The sequence below is a fragment of the Citrobacter sp. CK199 genome, from assembly GCF_030333285.1.
In the GTDB taxonomy this organism is placed as follows: Bacteria; Pseudomonadota; Gammaproteobacteria; order Enterobacterales; family Enterobacteriaceae; genus Citrobacter_B; species Citrobacter_B koseri.
The window spans coordinates 607,958-625,069 of record NZ_JAOWGF010000024.1; the positions used below are offsets into that span (position 1 = coordinate 607,958).

At 53.5% G+C, this 17,112-nt stretch carries 17 protein-coding genes; 8 read left to right on the top strand and 9 right to left on the bottom strand.

Annotated features, from left to right (window positions below):
- Nucleotides 1-189: 189 nt before the first annotated feature.
- Genes OGX75_RS06980 through OGX75_RS06995 form a run of 4 tightly spaced genes read left to right on the top strand, consistent with a single transcriptional unit; the run spans nucleotide 190 to nucleotide 4,979 of the window.
- The gene (locus tag OGX75_RS06980) at nucleotides 190-2,277 is read left to right on the top strand and encodes a TonB-dependent siderophore receptor (RefSeq protein ID WP_286451238.1); all 2,088 of its coding nucleotides are present in this window, start codon (nucleotides 190-192) and stop codon (nucleotides 2,275-2,277) included.
- Nucleotides 2,277-3,290, top strand: a complete 1,014-nt coding sequence (locus OGX75_RS06985; protein WP_286451237.1) for an ABC transporter substrate-binding protein — start codon at nucleotides 2,277-2,279, stop codon at nucleotides 3,288-3,290. The genes OGX75_RS06980 and OGX75_RS06985 overlap by 1 nt, the downstream gene beginning before the upstream one ends.
- A complete protein-coding gene (locus tag OGX75_RS06990; protein ID WP_047462788.1) occupies nucleotides 3,220-3,969 on the top strand; it encodes a class I SAM-dependent methyltransferase in 750 nt (249 codons plus the stop codon). Before OGX75_RS06985 ends, OGX75_RS06990 begins: the two co-directional genes overlap by 71 nt.
- 32 nt (nucleotides 3,970-4,001) lie before the next feature.
- Entirely contained in the window at nucleotides 4,002-4,979 is a 978-nt protein-coding gene (locus OGX75_RS06995; RefSeq protein WP_172958466.1) for a FecCD family ABC transporter permease, read from the top strand.
- A gap of 87 nt (nucleotides 4,980-5,066) precedes the next feature.
- Here the strand turns inward: OGX75_RS06995 and OGX75_RS07000 are convergent, their stop codons facing one another.
- The gene (locus OGX75_RS07000; RefSeq protein ID WP_104868499.1) at nucleotides 5,067-5,630 is read right to left on the bottom strand and encodes a flavin reductase family protein; all 564 of its coding nucleotides are present in this window, start codon (nucleotides 5,628-5,630) and stop codon (nucleotides 5,067-5,069) included.
- A 243-nt stretch (nucleotides 5,631-5,873) separates the two neighbouring features.
- Between OGX75_RS07000 and OGX75_RS07005 the strand changes: the two genes are divergently transcribed.
- From OGX75_RS07005 to OGX75_RS07015, 3 genes are all read left to right on the top strand, one after another.
- Nucleotides 5,874-6,998: a YbdK family carboxylate-amine ligase gene (locus OGX75_RS07005; protein WP_047462784.1), complete on the top strand. Its 1,125-nt coding sequence runs from the start codon at nucleotides 5,874-5,876 to the stop codon at nucleotides 6,996-6,998.
- Nucleotides 6,999-7,334: 336 nt separating this feature from the next.
- Nucleotides 7,335-7,703: an NlpC/P60 family protein gene (locus tag OGX75_RS07010; protein ID WP_200096892.1), complete on the top strand. Its 369-nt coding sequence runs from the start codon at nucleotides 7,335-7,337 to the stop codon at nucleotides 7,701-7,703.
- Nucleotides 7,703-8,206 (top strand): YqhG/Tai3 family protein, encoded by a 504-nt coding sequence (locus tag OGX75_RS07015; RefSeq protein WP_012131801.1) that lies wholly within the window; start codon nucleotides 7,703-7,705, stop codon nucleotides 8,204-8,206. The genes OGX75_RS07010 and OGX75_RS07015 overlap by 1 nt, the downstream gene beginning before the upstream one ends.
- A gap of 478 nt (nucleotides 8,207-8,684) precedes the next feature.
- On the opposite strand, the gene dctP is transcribed toward OGX75_RS07015, so the two are convergent.
- The gene (dctP, locus tag OGX75_RS07020) at nucleotides 8,685-9,740 is read right to left on the bottom strand and encodes a TRAP transporter substrate-binding protein DctP (RefSeq protein ID WP_286451236.1); all 1,056 of its coding nucleotides are present in this window, start codon (nucleotides 9,738-9,740) and stop codon (nucleotides 8,685-8,687) included.
- Nucleotides 9,741-9,788: 48 nt separating this feature from the next.
- Entirely contained in the window at nucleotides 9,789-10,379 is a 591-nt protein-coding gene (locus OGX75_RS07025) for a nuclear transport factor 2 family protein (protein ID WP_286451235.1), read from the bottom strand.
- A gap of 110 nt (nucleotides 10,380-10,489) precedes the next feature.
- Between OGX75_RS07025 and OGX75_RS07030 the strand changes: the two genes are divergently transcribed.
- Nucleotides 10,490-11,392 (top strand): LysR substrate-binding domain-containing protein, encoded by a 903-nt coding sequence (locus OGX75_RS07030; RefSeq protein ID WP_071258852.1) that lies wholly within the window; start codon nucleotides 10,490-10,492, stop codon nucleotides 11,390-11,392.
- Here the strand turns inward: OGX75_RS07030 and ldtA are convergent.
- The 6 genes from ldtA to OGX75_RS07060 all read right to left on the bottom strand — a co-directional run bounded on the left by ldtA (nucleotide 11,367) and on the right by OGX75_RS07060 (nucleotide 17,107).
- Complete coding sequence (ldtA, locus tag OGX75_RS07035; protein WP_058669460.1) at nucleotides 11,367-12,296, bottom strand: L,D-transpeptidase; 930 nt, start codon at nucleotides 12,294-12,296, stop codon at nucleotides 11,367-11,369. The genes OGX75_RS07030 and ldtA overlap by 26 nt on opposite strands.
- Before the next feature lie 112 nt (nucleotides 12,297-12,408).
- Nucleotides 12,409-13,467, bottom strand: coding sequence for a nicotinate-nucleotide--dimethylbenzimidazole phosphoribosyltransferase (gene cobT, locus OGX75_RS07040; protein WP_286451234.1), 1,059 nt, complete (start codon nucleotides 13,465-13,467; stop codon nucleotides 12,409-12,411).
- A 25-nt stretch (nucleotides 13,468-13,492) separates the two neighbouring features.
- Nucleotides 13,493-14,236: an adenosylcobinamide-GDP ribazoletransferase gene (gene cobS / locus OGX75_RS07045; RefSeq protein WP_058669344.1), complete on the bottom strand. Its 744-nt coding sequence runs from the start codon at nucleotides 14,234-14,236 to the stop codon at nucleotides 13,493-13,495.
- Nucleotides 14,233-14,778 (bottom strand): bifunctional adenosylcobinamide kinase/adenosylcobinamide-phosphate guanylyltransferase, encoded by a 546-nt coding sequence (cobU, locus tag OGX75_RS07050; RefSeq protein ID WP_047462761.1) that lies wholly within the window; start codon nucleotides 14,776-14,778, stop codon nucleotides 14,233-14,235. Before cobU ends, cobS begins: the two co-directional genes overlap by 4 nt.
- A complete protein-coding gene (locus OGX75_RS07055; RefSeq protein ID WP_114848173.1) occupies nucleotides 14,775-16,295 on the bottom strand; it encodes a cobyric acid synthase in 1,521 nt (506 codons plus the stop codon). The genes cobU and OGX75_RS07055 overlap by 4 nt, the downstream gene beginning before the upstream one ends.
- Entirely contained in the window at nucleotides 16,292-17,107 is an 816-nt protein-coding gene (locus tag OGX75_RS07060; protein WP_286451233.1) for an energy-coupling factor ABC transporter ATP-binding protein, read from the bottom strand. The genes OGX75_RS07055 and OGX75_RS07060 overlap by 4 nt, the downstream gene beginning before the upstream one ends.
- Nucleotides 17,108-17,112: the final 5 nt, after the last annotated feature.

Below are 17,112 nucleotides of genomic sequence, written 5' to 3' on the forward strand. Positions count from 1 at the left end.
GTTTTAAAAGCAGCAGTTAAATTGAACTGGTTGTCCTGATAAGGATTGCCGGTTTTTTTGACGCCTGTCGTTTTTGGACAACCCCACAGACCTCTCCTGCCCCCTTCCCACTTGTTCTCATTTGTCTACTTTTTTTCTTTATGAAACATGTTATGTTATAACATATCCATTATAATGTAATGCCAACCTATGAAACTTAAGCCTTCTTTGATAGCTCTCGCAGTAGCAGTAAATACTTCGCCTCTGGCCTATGCAGCAGATGAAACCATCGTCGTCACCGGCGGTGACGTATCCGACTATTCCGCCGAATCCGACTCGGCACGTCTTTCATCCGGTTCAGCCTCACGTCTCGGTCTGACCGATAAGCAAACGCCACGCCATACTGAAACCATCAGCGCCAGAACCATTACGGCTAAGGGCAAACGCACGCTCACCGAGGTTGTTGAGACCGCCCCGGGCATGTCCGGCACCAGCTCACCTACGCTCTCAAACAGCGTTTCACTGCGCGGCTTCTCCGGCGTTTCCTGGCTGCTAAACGGCGTGGCTGTACCCGGTAGCACCATTCAAATCGCCGACCCGGTTCATTATGAAAACGTGGACATCCTGTATGGCACAGGCTCCGTTTTAAATGGTCTGAGTTCTGCCGGTGGCAGCGTCAACCTGATATCACGTAAAGCAACCTTTGGTCGACAGCCAGTAGAAGCTGACTATAGCTGGTCAAGCTATAACAGCCATCGCGCCCACATCGGCGCGGGCGGTACGCTCGTTGAGGGTATAGCTGCTGGCCGCGTGGATGTAAGCGCATCAAATACCGGCACTCAGGTTGATAAAGAGCGCAGTCGCCCGAAGCGCATCAGCGCACAGCTCCTGCTGACGCCGACCGATAACACACAGGTCACTTTTGACATCGATCGCAGCTTAACGGATATGCGCAATCCCTATTTCGGGACGCCTGTCATCAACGGCAACGTTGATCGCGACTTGCGCCATGTAAACTACAACAACATTCAGGATGCGCATATCCGCAGCCAGGCAACCTCATTCCAGTCGACCCAGTCCTGGTATGCGACGCCTGATGTAACCTTTGATAACCAGTTCTACTATTACAAAGGTTTCCGCGAATGGCAGAACGTTGAACGCTATTACCCGTCAAACAAAGCGGGCTATGTTACCCGTGATTCTTATGGCGATCTTGCTCATGATGACAAGCTGACGGGCAACCGTACTATGGTCACCTGGGATCACCCGATTGCATCATTCGCCAACCGCGTGACTGCGGGTGTCGATTTTTCAAAACGCGAATTCCAGTACTATTCTAACGGCTTCCCGGGCGGCGAAGATGTTCTGCTGACCAACCCCGCCTCCAATGACTTTCGCACTGGTGCGGGTGGCAAGATGCGCTCACCTGTTCGTCACATCACTCAGAACCAGTATGCCTTGCTGCTGGAAGACAATCTGAATATCACTGATGCTGTCGCCCTGTTAAGCCAGTTGCGCTATACCAACCTGGATATGCACTGGAATTACCAGCAGGACAATAAAACCATCAATCATAGCTATAGCTTTATGAGCGTTGGTATTGGGCCGAGCTGGGCCATTAACGAAAACTGGACGGTGTATGCCAACTATTCCACAGGTAAAGAGCCCGGCAGTGATATCTTCTTTATCAGCCCTGAACAAACGTCCCTGCCACTTACAGAAGTTCAGCAATATGAAGCCGGTGTAAAAGGGACATTCGACCACGGCGAAATGAAGCTGGCCGTTTACGATCTCCAGAAAAAAAATCTTTATCAGCAATCGGCTGTCCAGGCCGGTGTATGGAATGCGGTTGGCAAGCAGACTTCGCGCGGCATTGAGTTCAGCGGATTGATTAAACCGCTGGATAGCGTCACGCTGGCGGGAAATGTGGCTTATACCCATGCGCGCTTTGACAATTTCAAACAAGGTACGCAGGACCTTTCCGGCAATCAGCCGCGCTATATCCCGGAGTGGACGGCTAACCTTTCTGGCCGTTATATGCCGATTAGCAAACTGGGGCTGGGCGCGCAGCTCCACTATGTTGGCAGTAGCTATAACGATGATGCCAACAAAAACAAAATGGGCGATTACACGACTGTCGACCTGAACGCCGATTATGAAGTGATTAAGGACGTTACCGTAGGCACCCGCGTGCGTAACCTGACGGATCGCTTCTACACCTGGCAGCGTACTTATACAGGGCAAGAAATGATTGCGCCAGGTCGAACTTACGAAGCCTATGTCAACATGCGCTTCTGATGAAACGCCTGGCCTCTCTCGCATTGCTGGCAACCTTCGCCAGCTTTGCGCATCCCGTTACGTTACAGAATTGCGGAAGCTCCTGGACGTTTGAGCATGTACCACAGCGGGCAATCGTCTATATGCCGACCGCAATGGAAAACATGCTCGCATTACGTCTGGGAGATTCCGTGATCAGTGCTGTCGGTTATCGGCCAGATGAAGATACCGCGCCCTCCCCCTGGTATAAACCGCTAAAAGCACGTCTCGACAGTTCGCCCTGGTCGGGAGAGGCTTTGCTGAGTTCCCGGCCAGATTTTATCTATTCCGGCAGCTACTACTGGTTTAACAGCCCGGAGACCGCCGGTCGTGAAAGGATGGCTGAATGGGGAATTGGAAGCTGGCTCATTGAAGGGATGTGCAATGGCCTGCAAAGTGGGCCTCCTGCGCCTGTAACCTTCGACAGCATCTACGACGAGTTGCGTAATATTGCGCGCATATATGGCGTGGAGCCGCATGCAGAAGCGCTTATCAATGAACTGAAGCAACAGGTCGCGGCTGACAGCCGCATAAAACTGCCACGCAGAACGCTCATGTGGTGGTATTCCGGTACGGCAACACCTTATGTGGCGGGTGGTTATGGCGCTTCTGAGCTGTTAACCAAAACCATCGGCAGTAAAAACATCTTTGATAACAGTGCTGAACTGTGGCCCGCCATGAGCTGGGAGGTCATTGCCGAACGGGACCCTGACTACCTGATCCTGGGCGATCTGCAAAGGGGGGGAGATGGCGACAGCGCCCGGAGCAAAATCGATTTTCTTGAACGTAATCCCCTCACCGCAGGCATGAAGGCGGTTAAAGCAAAACGTTACATCATTTTACCTGGCTATGACATGGACGCATCTGCGCGTTCAGTTCTGGCCCTTCACCGACTAGTCACACAAATACACGCTAAGGAACAACATGACCTTTCCAGCCCGCGAATTACTGAAAAACTGGGACGAACAACAAAGCGCCTACATCGCTCACCGTGAAGAACGCTATAACGCCGCGCTGGATGTTCTGGCAATGCTATATGGCGAAGAATTCCATGTGGTGGATCTGGCCTGTGGTCCAGGCTCATTCAGCATGCGTCTTCTGAATCGCTTTCCGGCGATAAGAGTAACGGCTATTGACCTCGACCCGCTTCTGCTTACGCTGGCCAAAGAAGCCTTGTCTGAATACAGTGACCGTATTCAGTTCTTCAGCGGCGATATTGCAACAGCGGATTGCTTTGCCGCTATTACCGACAAACCACAGGCCGTTGTTTCCAGCACGGCCATCCACTGGCTGCTGCCGGAACAGCAGGTCGCGCTTTATCGCAACATCTTTAACCTGCTGGATGAACATGGCTTATTCATGAACGCCGATCATCAGCGATTTGATAATCGCAATCCATGCCAGAAACGGATTGCCCAGCTTCATGACGAAGATACGCAGAAAAAAGCCTGGACAGCGGGAGTGCAGGACTGGGATAGCTGGTTTGCATCGGCCACCCGTCATCATGAGCTGGCTGATTTGATGGACGCGCGCACCGCTATCTTTAAAGACCGCCCGACACCACTGCCCACCACGGTCGAATTCCAGCTCGCTGCTCTGCGCCAGGCGGGTTTTAGCGAAACGGGTACTCTCTGGCAATTCCTGGATGATTATGTGATCGCTGGCTGGAAATAATCATGCTGCGTTCTCCTGTTTTTCGCCTTTCCATGCTGTTTCCGGCCCTGATGCTGGCGTTTTGCATTGCCATTATGTATGGCCCGGTGACCTTTTCCATGAAGGACGTGGCAAATGCCATACTGGCAGGCTACTGGCATAGCGATACAGCGGGAACGCTTCATCAACGGATCGTATGGTCTCTGCGTATGCCGCGCACCCTGCTTGCTGCGCTGGCGGGTGCCGCATTAGCGCTGGCTGGAACGGTGCTCCAGTCGTTGACACGCAATCCTCTTGCCGACCCCTGGGTGTTGGGGATCTCATCCGGCGCAGGGTTTGGTGCGGTACTGGTCATTGCGCTTGGTCTCAGTGCGGGCTGGGCCGCTGTACCTGCCGGAGCGTTCTGCGGCGCGATGCTGGCTTTCGCACTGGTGCTTTTCATGGCGCGGAAATCGCTATCCGGCCAGTCCAGCCGTTTTATCCTGACCGGCGTCGCCGTGACACAGCTTCTCTCCGCCGCCACATCATTAACCACGCTCTGGAAAACGGATGCAGACACCACGCGAGGGGTGATGTTCTGGCTGCTGGGAAGCTTTGCACAGGCATCCTGGCTTCAGGTACTGCTTTGCGCACTGGTGCTGTTGCCGATATTTCTGCTCTGCTGGTGGCGGGCAATAGAGCTGGATGTGCTCACGTTTGGCAATGTGACGGCAGCGTCGCTTGGTGTGGACGTTGGCGCAATCAGGCTCGCCCTGTATTGTTTGTTGACCTTATTGACTGCGGTCATTGTGGCATGTTGCGGAGCAATAGGTTTTATTGGGCTGACCGTACCTCATATCGCCCGTATATTCATTGGTCATCGCCATCGTTCGCTGCTGCCGGCATCCATGCTGTGCGGCGCGACTTTTACCGTTCTGGCTGATACGCTTGCCCGAACGCTGTTTGCGCCCCGTGAATTACCCGTCGGCATCCTGACGGCGATGCTCGGGGTTCCGGTATTTCTGTTCCTGATTTCACGGACTTCCCGATAAAATACTGACGAAGGCGATCCCTGGCAGAAAGCCCGCTTTTTAGCGGGCTTTCTGCCATTTATCCGTGACGAGCGCCACCGCAAACGCTCAGATAAGCATTTCCGGCCTGAACAGCGCGCTCAGATTCATTGTCTTGCCCGACACCATAAACTCCCCCTTCCCTGTATAGTGAATCGTCTCAGGGTGTTCCGGTGATGTGGCCACATGCGCCTTCACGACCTCGAAAATGAAAAAATTGTAGCGTTCCACCAGCACATCATCATACAAACAGCACTCAAAATTCGCATAACATTGCTGGATCAGCGGGGCATCAACCTCATCGGCTTCCTGTGCCGTAAGATTAAATTCGGCAAACTTATCGATGTCAGCGCCGGACGAGTTGCCGATTCGCACGACCGTCTCGGCCAAATCCGTCAACGGAACGTTGATCACGCATTCCCGGCTATGACGGATCATCTCAAAACTGTGGTTGCCGCCCGAAATCATCAGCCCGACCAGCGAGGGAGAAAATTCCAGAACGGTATGCCAGCCCAGCGTCATGATATTGGTCTTCCCGTTCCATTTGGATGACACCAACACAACCGGGCCCGGTTCTAAATACCGGCGAACCTGACTGACCGGATAATCGACTTTAGTAATAGCTAAGCTCATAAGATGACTCCTGTTAAAGTGTTCCACAAAAACAGGCCACACTGCTGCGGCAATACCTGAGCAGTCCTCGCGCTACAGCATACTCTCTCTCGTCATATCGCAAAAAATTAACCATACTAATAAAATGGTTTTATGACCGTAATCAGGGTTCCGCGATTCACCTCTGGCAGGCATGACCGTCTGACCTACACTTTTAACAATAGAATTTCAGGCCAACCACAACAACTCAGTGCAGAGGACATTATGGTATCTCTACCTTTTACCCGCTCACTGCGGTTTACGACGGGCACCGAGCTGGAACTCCAGTTAATCGACAGAAACGATACCAGGCTGGTGGATAAAGCGGATATCGTGCTGGCCGATATGGCGCACACTCAGCAAATAAAGCATGAGCTAACCAAGTCAATGATTGAACTGAACAGCTCAGTACACTCTTCGGTGTTTAAACTGCATGAAGAATTATCTTTATTAGCCTGTAACGTCAGGGAAGTCGCCAGAAAACACGGCTGCGATGTTACCGGCGGCGGCCGCCATTTAGATGGCGACTGGCGAGAACAGGTGATTAGCGATTTACAACGTCATCAAAATCTGGCCGTACGCTATGGCTACATCACCAAAATGGCCTGCGTATTTGGGCAGCATATTCATATTGGCGTTCAGGATGGCGATGACGCCATTTATCTGTGTCATGCGCTTATTCCCTACCTGCCCCATTTAGTTGCACTCAGCGCCTCTTCGCCGTGGCTGGATGGCGTGGATACCTCTTTTTCAAGTTCCCGCTTTACCGGGCAGAACGCCTTTCTGAACAGTGAACTGATTGAAAACATCTATAACTGGGACGAGTTCGTCGTATTTTATAACGAGATGGTCGATGTCGGGATCATTAAAAGTATCAAAGATATTTACTGGTACGTCAGGCCACAGCCTGCTCTGGGCACAATTGAAATCAGAATATGCGATATGCCGCTGACAATATTTCATGCCGCAATGCTCACAGGCTATAGCAAAATACTGGCTCAGTATCTGTTAGCCAACCGGACGAATATCGTCAAAAAACATCATGCTATTGAAAAATACAATATCTTTAACGCCCGGCGCGATGGCTTACAGGCCAGCTACGTCAACACGTTAACCAGGCAGCGTCAGTCGCTGGCGAGTCAGATATTGCAGACCGTAGAGAACCTGTCATTACGCACCCACAGTGATGAGGATAAGTACGTTCTGCAATATATTGCCCGGTATGTCAAAAAGGGCATCAATGATTCAGACAGAATACGCAGTATGATTAAACGCGCGGTGGACTTAAATACCGTCATGGAACGTATGCGAAAAATGCTGTTATCAGCACCAAAGAATTATAAAAAATGATGCACGCCAGGGCCGAAAATGGTTATTCGGCCCTTTTATCAGGCAACTGTAGTAATACGTTCCCGAGCGTTACGTTTTGCCTTCTCGCTTAAGGGGCCGGAGACATCATCTCATCCAGAATGCTAGTGACCTGTTTCCCGCTCATATTCCGATACCCGCATTCTTTTTTTTCGGAATTCGTTTAGGCAATCCCTTCGCTATTGATTCCGCCTGCTCTCAGCGTCAAGCGCACTTGCCTCGCTTATCACGTTACGCTTTCTGTGGCACTAAATGATTAACCCTCCTAACTAATTGGGTATCTATTAGCAATTTCTCTAACTGAAATGGATGATAATCATGGGATGGGACACAAGAAGCGCCGGAAACTGGGCAAAACATCACGCCGAACCGGGGCCAACGAATAACTGTGCATCGTATGTGCGCAAGGCCATAAAGGCAGGGGGCGTGATCGTAACAAACACGCAAAACGCCAAAGATTACGGCCCAATGCTGGAGTCTGCGGGGTTTAGAAAAATATCTTCAACGCAATCCCCCAGAGCTGGCGACGTGGTAGTGATTCAGCCTTACGCGGGAGGACACGCCGCCGGTCACATGGCTATTTACGACGGCCAGGATTGGTATTCAGACTTTAAACAGCGGGATTTTTGGGGCGGTCCTGGATACCGTTCGTCAAAGCCAGCGCATCAAATGTACAGGAAGGATTGATGAAAGCCCTTTATGTTGTTCTCATGATATTTGCAATTACCGCGTGCAGCTCAGGACGCGATAACGCAGAACGGCGCGTTTCAGATTTCTACACTTACTATCTAAACGTGTTTGCAAATAGTGAAGGGAAAATAAAGCCTGCGCCTGAAAAGATGGATGAATATATTTCGAAGGATACGCTAGCCCAACTAAATACTATCTCTCATATTTATGAGCAGGAGATTATCGACACCGATTACTATACATATGCGCAAGATTATTCAGCAGATTGGATCCCCTTATTGAAAGTTGGAAAAGCTAAAAACTGTTTTGGTGGTGAATACGTCGATGTTTGGTTGGGTCGACAAAACAATCAGACGTATCAAATTGGAGTCTACCTAAAAAGAGAGGGCGGCAAGTGGAAAATATACAGAGTGAAGAATGTTACCGCCGGTTATGAGCATTACATATTTGACGCGCACGCCATTGAGAAAGCGAAGCAACATGCTGCAACCACCAATTAAATAGGGAGATTATGACGGCCGCTAAATTAGTCCCAATTCGCGGCCGTCCTTAACAGTCATTATACTTTTTTTTCGTCCTCCGGTGGATTCAACAACGTCAGCGCTACAGAATGTTTTATGATTCAGCCGTCGTTTAAGGATATAAGAGCCCACTCCCGCCAGCGTCAGTCGCTGGCGGGTCAGATATTGCAGACCGTAGAGAACCTGTCATTACGCACCCACAGTGATGAGGATAAGTACGTTCTGCAATATATTGCCCGGCATGTCAAAAAGGGCATCAATGATTCAGACAGAATACACAGTATGATTAAACGCGCGGTGGACTTGAATACCGTCATGGTACGTATGCGAAAAATGCTGCTATCAGCGCCAAAGAATTATAAAAAATGATGCACGCCAGGGCCGAAAATGGTTATTAGGCCCTTTTATCAGGCAACTGTAGTAATACGTTCCCGAGCGTTACGTTTTGCCTTCTCGCTTAAGGGGTCGGAGACACCATCTCGTCCAGAATGCTACTGACCTGGTTCATCACCCTTCCCGCCTCGGTAAGCCCGTTCTTTTCCTGCTCCTTCACCCACTCAGACTGAATCTCCTGGTATCGGGTGGCGGCTTTCCATTGCGCAACGTCTTCAGAGTGCAGGATTCTGACCGTCGCACCGCTTTTTTCCAGATCGGCGACTTGTGTGGTGAAACTTTTATCCATTACGGAACCCAGGGATTGATAAGCGACGTCAGCGGCCCGTTGAATCGCCGCCCGATCGTCGCGGGAAAGGTTATCCCAGGTGTTTTTATTCATCACCAGCAGGTAAACATGCCCAAGCCAGAGATCCCGCGAAACCAGCACATCAGGCGCGAATCGCTGAGCATTTAACGCATAGCCGCTATCCACATTCAACATTAATCCGTCGAGACTTCCGCTTTGTAAGGCCTTGTAGGTTTCATCTCCCCAGGGCATGGTCACGGCTTTAGCTCCGACATTTTTCAGAAACCCATGGTGCCAGAAACTGGCGGAGCGCCACGTTCCCCCTTTAAGTCCTTCAGGATTACTCAGCGCGGTAGTGCTAAAAAAAGCCAGCGGATAGCCGGTCGCAATGAAAACATTCACCACATTTTCTTTCTTGAGTTCTGCCGAAAAATCCGGGATATCCGCATAAACGCGGCGAAAGAAAGCAACCTGCTTTTCCCCAGCAGGGCCGACGGGAAAGCTTTTAAAGATTTGCTGCAATGGTAATGCCTTAGCCGCATATTCAGGTACAACAACGGCCATATCCGCTTTGCCCCCCTTTCCCGCCATAGCCAGAGCCGTATAACCATCACTTAGCTCACCTCCCCAGTGCGCCTCTACCTTCAGGCGACCACGCGACTCTTTTTCGATTGCGGGGAAAAATACGTCATTGATAAAACGAGTGCGCATTCCACCCAGCGGTTCATGGTCGCTGTAGATTAGGGTTTGCGCAGCCGAAGCCGCACCGGGAAACATTAGCATCGCAAACAGAACGGCAATACATTTTCGTCCTGGTATAGTGGTGAGCATTTCTCTTATCCTTTTGAGAATCATGATGATCGCAGACGCTGATGAAGATTAAACAACGGGCTCAGACAGCCAGCGCTGCCCTTCGGTTTTCATCTGCTGTTCGAGCGCACTGCCGCGCGTTGCAAATACACGCGTGACCGGAAATCCGCTTTTTTCCAGCAGGTATGCCAGCGCGGCGTATTCTCGCGGGTATTTTGCTACCATGCTTTGATCAATATCGACCACGCCCAGCGGGAAGGTAAAACTCCCCATGTCATAAATGCTCTGGCGTCTGAAGAGCTTCCACACGCCATCGCGTTTTTCTGCCATATCGTAAAAGCGATTATGGGTCACCATCCCCAGATTCAGCTTCACATTCTCGCCGATGATCATGGCATTGGTTTCAACAATGGCGCGGTTGACGCTGCTATTGAAGGTCACTACCGGCGTGCCAATCAAATGTTTGGTACGGATGTCAGAAGCCCCCATACGCATTGAGCCTTCAACAAAATCGCTCGCCAGCCCTTCAAACCAGGTTATCTCAATGGTGCCATCCGGGTGAAACAGCCCGCGAAGTTGCTCCCACTCGCCCAGATCGCGATGCATCCAGCCAGTGAGAAGATCGGTAATTTGCTGACGATCCGCCAGGTGATTGTGCATAATTTTTACTCCAGCCAGTTAAGTGGATTCAGTTTCCTCGCCATTAACGTTAAAATCCAATAGATAAATCTTACAGATTATTCAGTTTAGATGAATGATGAGGCCATCGTATGGATCTGCGCCACTTACGCTATTTTCTTGCCGTTGCACAAGAAGGACACTTTGGCCGCGCCGCCGAAAAACTCAATATTGTTCCTCCCGCGCTGAGCATGCAGATCAAGGCGCTGGAAGAAGAGTTAGGCGGCCCGCTGTTTATTCGTACCAGCCGGAAAGTTGAGTTAACCGAAGCGGGAAAATTGTTGCAGACTGAAGCGCAACGCACGCTTGAGCAGGCGGAACATGCCCGTCTGACAGTACAACGGTCGATGCGCGGAGAAACGGGTCTTGTGCGCGTCGGCTTTGCTGGCAACGCGGTGTTCAGCGGCAAATTGACAGAAGATCTGCGCGCCTTTCGCCAGGCCTATCCCGATGCGGAACTGGTTGTGTGTGAAATCGCGCCGTTGCTACAAGCGGATGCCATTCTGAGCGGCCAGCTCGACATTGGTTACACACCCGATCACCATAACGTACGCCAGCCAGAATTAGCGGCTGAAAAAATAGGCCTCTGGGGCCGGATGGTCGCCATCGCCGACGATCATCCGCTGGCTTGTGAAACCCATTTGACGGTAGATATGCTGGCTGAAGAGCCCCTCATTTTCTACGACACCCACCGTGCGGATGAGCCGCTTTATATGATGCTCACAGAGATTATGGGTCATGTTCCGCACGTCGCCCATTGCACCTCCAGCACGCTCAGCGTACTGGCTCTGGCCGCCGCCGGGCAAGGGCTGGCGCTGGTGCCTGAGCCGCTGATGCACATCGCCATTCCCGGCCTGGTCTATCGCCCTCTCGACGCGCCGGAATTATCGGCCAATCTGATGCTGCTCAGCAGAAAGAACGACAATAACGGCGCGGTAAAGGCTTTTCTGGAGATTGCGCGGAGAAACGTCAGAACCCCGTCAGACCCGCGCTGATATTTGTCGGCATCCCGGAGCGGCGCTCCAGCGCCTCGTTGACGCGATGAATGTCAACGCCGTCGCCCTTCATAAAAGTACGCATCACCGGCGTGATCGGCAGCGGTACTTTTTTGTCGGATTCAAATTCAGTGCGATTACGCGATAACGGCTCATGCACTTCAATCCAGCGACTGCCGTCCGCTTCGACGGTGGTTTTCAGCGGTTGATCGATAATCTGCACGCGAGTGCCCACCGGCACACTGTCAAACAGGTATTTGATGTCATCGTTACGCAACCGGATGCACCCCTGGCTCACGCGCAGCCCAATACCGAAGTTCGCATTTGTGCCATGAATGGCATACAGCTTACCGATATAAATTGCATACAGCCCCATCGGGTTATCCGGCCCGGCGGGGACAAACGCGGGCAGACTTTCGCCTCGTTTAGCATATTCACGTCGGGTATTCGCCGTCGGCGTCCAGCTCGGCGCTTCCTGCTTACGCTCTACCGCAGTCACCCAGTTACGTGGAGTTTCTCGCCCCGCCTCGCCAATGCCAATCGGCAGGACATCAACGGTATCGCCCCCTTTCGGATAGTAGTAAAGACGCATTTCCGCCACGTTAACCACAATGCCTTCACGCACGGTATCCGGCAAAATAAGCTGCTGCGGCACCACCAGCGTCGAACCGGACTTCGGCAAAAAGACGTCCACATCGGGATTCGCTTCGAGCATATTGCTCAGCCCCTGTCCGTACTGCGCCGCAAATGCTTCCAGCGGTTGAGTATTATTGTCCGGGACGGTTATCGTCAGCGGGTTGCCGACCAGACGACTCCCTTCTGGCGGTAGTGGATAACTTACCGCCAGCGCGCTCTGGCTTGCGAACAGCAGAATAAAAGAACAAAACAATTTCACACGAGGCATCATTTCCCTTTCCTCAAATCGCAGCAGATGTCGGTTAATTATAGCTTTTTTATCGCCTTTCCGACGTTAACAGCGAATGAGCGCCACCGAAGGGAAACGATACGGCTTATCTTTATTTACCATCCGGCAGGACTATATTACTTGCCGCCAGTTGCCCCATGTTGCGGTACATTGCGCAGGCGGCTTCAACGATGGGCATTGCCAGCGCTGCGCCGCTGCCTTCGCCGAGACGCATTCCCATATGCAGATACGGCTCCAGCTCCAGGTGCTCCAGCGCAATCCGCGCGCCCTTCTCTGCCGAGAAATGCGACGGAATCAGATACGGTTTAATTTCCGGCGCAATCTGACAGGCCGCCAGCGCCGCAGAATAGGAGAGAAAACCATCCAGCACAACCGGCAATCCACATGATGCGGCGCCCAGCATCACGCCCGCCATACCGACCAGGTCAAAACCGCCCACCTTCGCCAGCACCTCAACGCCATCACGCGGATCGGGCCGGTTTACCGCAATAGCGCGGCGCACAACCTCAACTTTATTGCCAATTCTGGAGAGCGGAAGATTCGCGCCAATCCCCACCACATCTTCGGCATCGCTACCGGTCAGTACACTCACAATCGCCGCCGCAGGGGTGGTATTCGCCATTCCCAGTTCGCCAACGCCAAACAGCGTCACGCCGCTTTGCGCCAGTTCGCGGGTGTAGCGCATCACTTCCAGCAGCAGTTCTTCGGCCTGAACGCGGCTCATCGCCGGGCCTGTCGCGATATTCCCGCACCCACGCGCCACGCGCATATTCACCACGCCGGGGATCGGGTCGGTATCAATCCCGACGTCAATCACATGGACTTTTGCCCCGGCCTGAGCAGCCAGTACACAAACACCGGTTGTTCCCTGCGTCATGTTGGCCGCCTGAATGGCAGTGACAACTTTCGGCGAGACCGCAACCCCTTCATCCCACACGCCATGATCGGCGCACATCACCAGCATCGCCTTCTTACCGACATGCGGAGTGCCGTTGAGACCGGGCATCCCCGCTAACTGTACGGCCAGCGCTTCCAGGCGCCCGAGGCTGCCCGGCGGTTTGAGCAAGCCGTCAATGTGCTGCCGGGCGTGCGCCATTGCGTCGCTGTCCGGTTTGGGAATGTCACGGAGTAAAGAGGTTAACGTCTGCATAAGGGTTCTCATCGTGTTGGCTGGCTCACAGCAGAGCCAGCAGGAAGATCAACTCGCCAAGTTCAATCGCCGCACCCAGCGTATCGCCGGTTTGCCCACCCAACGTGCGTTTTAATAATTGCCCAAGAATAAAAATTGCCGCCAGAGTGACCACCAGCGCAGCGACCCCGCGCATCCCCGGCATGAGTATCGCCGCGAGAATAGCGGTTAATCCCAGCGTAACGCAGGTTTGTCGCCCGGTAACTTTGCCGATAAACACGTTGCCCAGCCCTTCTTCACGGGCATAGCGATGACGATACATCAGCAATACGGCGACACCGCGCCCCGCCGCGCAAGCCATCGCCAGCGCCGCCAGCATCGGCGTGCCTCTCAGCGCCAGTTCGCTAATCACCAGCACTTTCGCCAGCAGGACAAAAATCAACGCCAGCCCGCCGTGGGTGCCCAGGCGGCTGTCACGCATAATTTCTAACATCCGCTCCCGGCGGCGGGCGGAAAAAATACCGTCACAGGTATCCGCCAGACCGTCGAGGTGAAAACCGCCGGTCAGCAGCGCCAGCGTCAAAACGCAAAACAGGGCCGCCAGTGGAATGCCGCACCAGGACTGAAGCGCCACAAACACCAGGCCGCCAATCGCGCCCAGCAGCATGCCGATTAGCGGGAATGTCACAATACCGCGGGAATACTCCTCAAAATCCAGCCCCTGAGACCAACGGGTCGGAACAGGCAAACGCGAAATAAAAGCGAGCATCGCCCAGAACAACTTACTCATTTAATTTTGACTCCAATACCCGATACCACCAGCCAGACCTCATCCGCCGCCGCAGCCAGACGCTGATTGACCCGCCCGGCGATGTCGCGAAAATGTCGCGCCAGACGATTTTCCGGGACAATGCCCATGCCCACCTCATTGGTCACCAGAACCACCTGAGCCGGACAGCGCTGACAGGCGTCGATCAACGCGCGAATTTCGTCTTCAATCGCCTGCTCCATCGCCGCGTAATCCCAGTTGTCCGGGTCCGTATCGCCACCCATCGCGAACAATAAATTGGTCACCATGGTCGTGATACACTCCAGCAGAATGGCCTCTTCGGGGGCGTTATCTGGCGTAATCAGCGCATCAAGATGTCGCCAGCATTCCGCTGTCCGCCAGTGCGGCGGTCTGCCATCCCGATGGTGCTGAATCCGCGCCGCCATCTCCTCGTCAAAAATCTGCGACGTGGCGATGTACAGCACCTGCGGCGAATCCGCGATTAACGCCTCCGCATGGCGGCTTTTCCCGCTGCGCGCGCCGCCGGTCACCAGAATCATCATACGGGCTCCCGGTGCTGCTGCATGATGGTATAAATTTTCTCAATATCGATGTGTTGTCGCATCGCATCCGCCAGCAGATCAAACTGCTGCGATTTATATTGCGCGTAATGGAAGGCGTGATCCAGCGGCGTCAGCCCCTTACGCACGCGCAGGCCATTGACCAGCGCCCGCGTGAACGCATCGCTGTCGAACAAGCCATGAAGATAGGTGCCAAAGACCAGTCCGTCGTCCGTTACCGCGCCGTCAGCGATGGCGTTTTCGCCTTTGCGTAATGTCATAGCTGGCTGGCATTGTGCATTCAGTGTCGTCTCGCCCATATGAATTTCATACCCGCGCACCGCCAGGCCAGACGCCGCCGCCAGCCATCCCGGCAGCGCAGAGGCCATCTGCCCTTCAACCTGCGTGGTGGTTTTATCCTGCGCGAAGTGCGTGACGGTATTAAGCAGACCAAGACCGGGGAGCGTGCCCAGCCCGGACTCCACCTCATCAATAATGGTGTCGCCCAGCATCTGATAGCCGCCACAGATGCCTGCCACCGGTACGCCCTGACGATGCGCCTGCAACACGCCATGCGCCATTGCGCTTTCACGCAGCCAGACCAGATCGCCAAGCGTATTTTTGCTGCCCGGCAGGATTATCAGGTCCGTGCCCGCCAGTTCTTCAGGATGGCGCACATAGCGCACGCGAACATCCGGCTGCGCCGCCAGCGCGTTGAAATCGGTGAAATTCGAGATGTGCGGCACCTGAACAACGGCAATGTCGATATCACGCCTATCGGTACGCAGGTATTTGCCTTTTTGCAGCGCCACGCCATCCTCATCTTCAAGATCGACCTCCAGCCAGGGCATCACGCCCAGAACCGGCACGCCGGTCAGCGCTTCAATTTGTTCAATGCCGGAGTAGAGCAGCGTCACGTCGCCGCGAAACTTATTGATGATCACCCCTTTCACTCTGGCGCGTTCACTATCATGCAGCAGCGCCAGCGTACCGTAGATAGAGGCAAAAACGCCGCCGCGATCGATATCCGCCACCAGAATGACCGGGCATTGCGCCATTTCCGCCATCCCCATATTGACGATGTCGCGGTCACGCAGGTTTATTTCCGCCGGGCTACCGGCGCCCTCCAGCACCAGAACGTCATATTCTTGCGCCAGGCTATTGTAAACCATGAGGATCTGCTCACGCAGACGCGGCTTATATTCATGGTAGCTAACCGCGTCCATATCGGTGGCGACTTTGCCCATCAACACCACCTGCGCTTTCCGATCGCTGGTCGGTTTCAGCAGAACCGGATTCATCCGCACATCCGGCGCAATCCCCGCCGCTTCCGCCTGGAAAATCTGCGCGCGTCCCATCTCTTTGCCGTCCGGCGTGATGCCGGAATTCAGCGCCATATTCTGTGACTTAAATGGCGCCGTGCGCAGGCCATCCTGATAAAAGATGCGGCACAGCCCCGCCACCAGCACACTTTTACCTACATCTGATGCCGTTCCCTGCAACATTACTGCCTGCGTCATGACGCCTCCTTCAGCGCGTTCTCTCGCATACGCCCAAAAAATTCTTCTTCCGTTTTACACAGCGGCAACCCCAGTTGCGCATGCAGTTTGACCAGCCACGGTTGCGTCAGCCCGGCTTGTTCGATCAGTTCAGTGCGTGCAAACACCTCCCCCGGCTCACCGTATGCCAGTACCTCGCCACGGCGCAGCACGTAAACGGCATCGCTGACTTCATAAATGAGATCAATATCATGGCTGGAAATAACCACATGATTCCCCTGCGCCACAATCCGCTTGATGATCGTGATCATCTGCGTGCGCCCGGCAGGATCAAGCCCTGCAGTGGGTTCATCCAGCAGCAGGTAGCGGGCCTGCAACACCATCGCGCCCGCAATCGCCACACGTTTTTTTTGCCCGTGGCTTAAACACTGGATCGGCTGATGACGGAAATGCTGCGCATCAACCAGGGTCAACGCATCGTCCACGCGGCGGGCAATCTCATCCTCAGCCACGCCTAGATTTCGCAGACTAAAAGCGATATCGCTGTCGATATCGGTATAAAAAATTTGTTGATCGGGGTCCTGAAAAACGGTTGCCACCTGTTGGCGCAGCGCCAGCAGCCCGCGCTTACTGTAATCCAGCGCTTTTCCCTGCCACAAAACCTCGCCTTTTTGCGGGCGCAGTAAACCGCTCAGGTTCATAAATAGCGTCGATTTTCCGCAGCCGTTCGCGCCCACCAGCCCGGTAACCGCATGGGGGGAGAAATCCAGCGTTAGCCCCTTGAGCACCTGCTCATCCTGATAGCGAAACCAGAGACCGGAGGTGGCAAGCATACGAA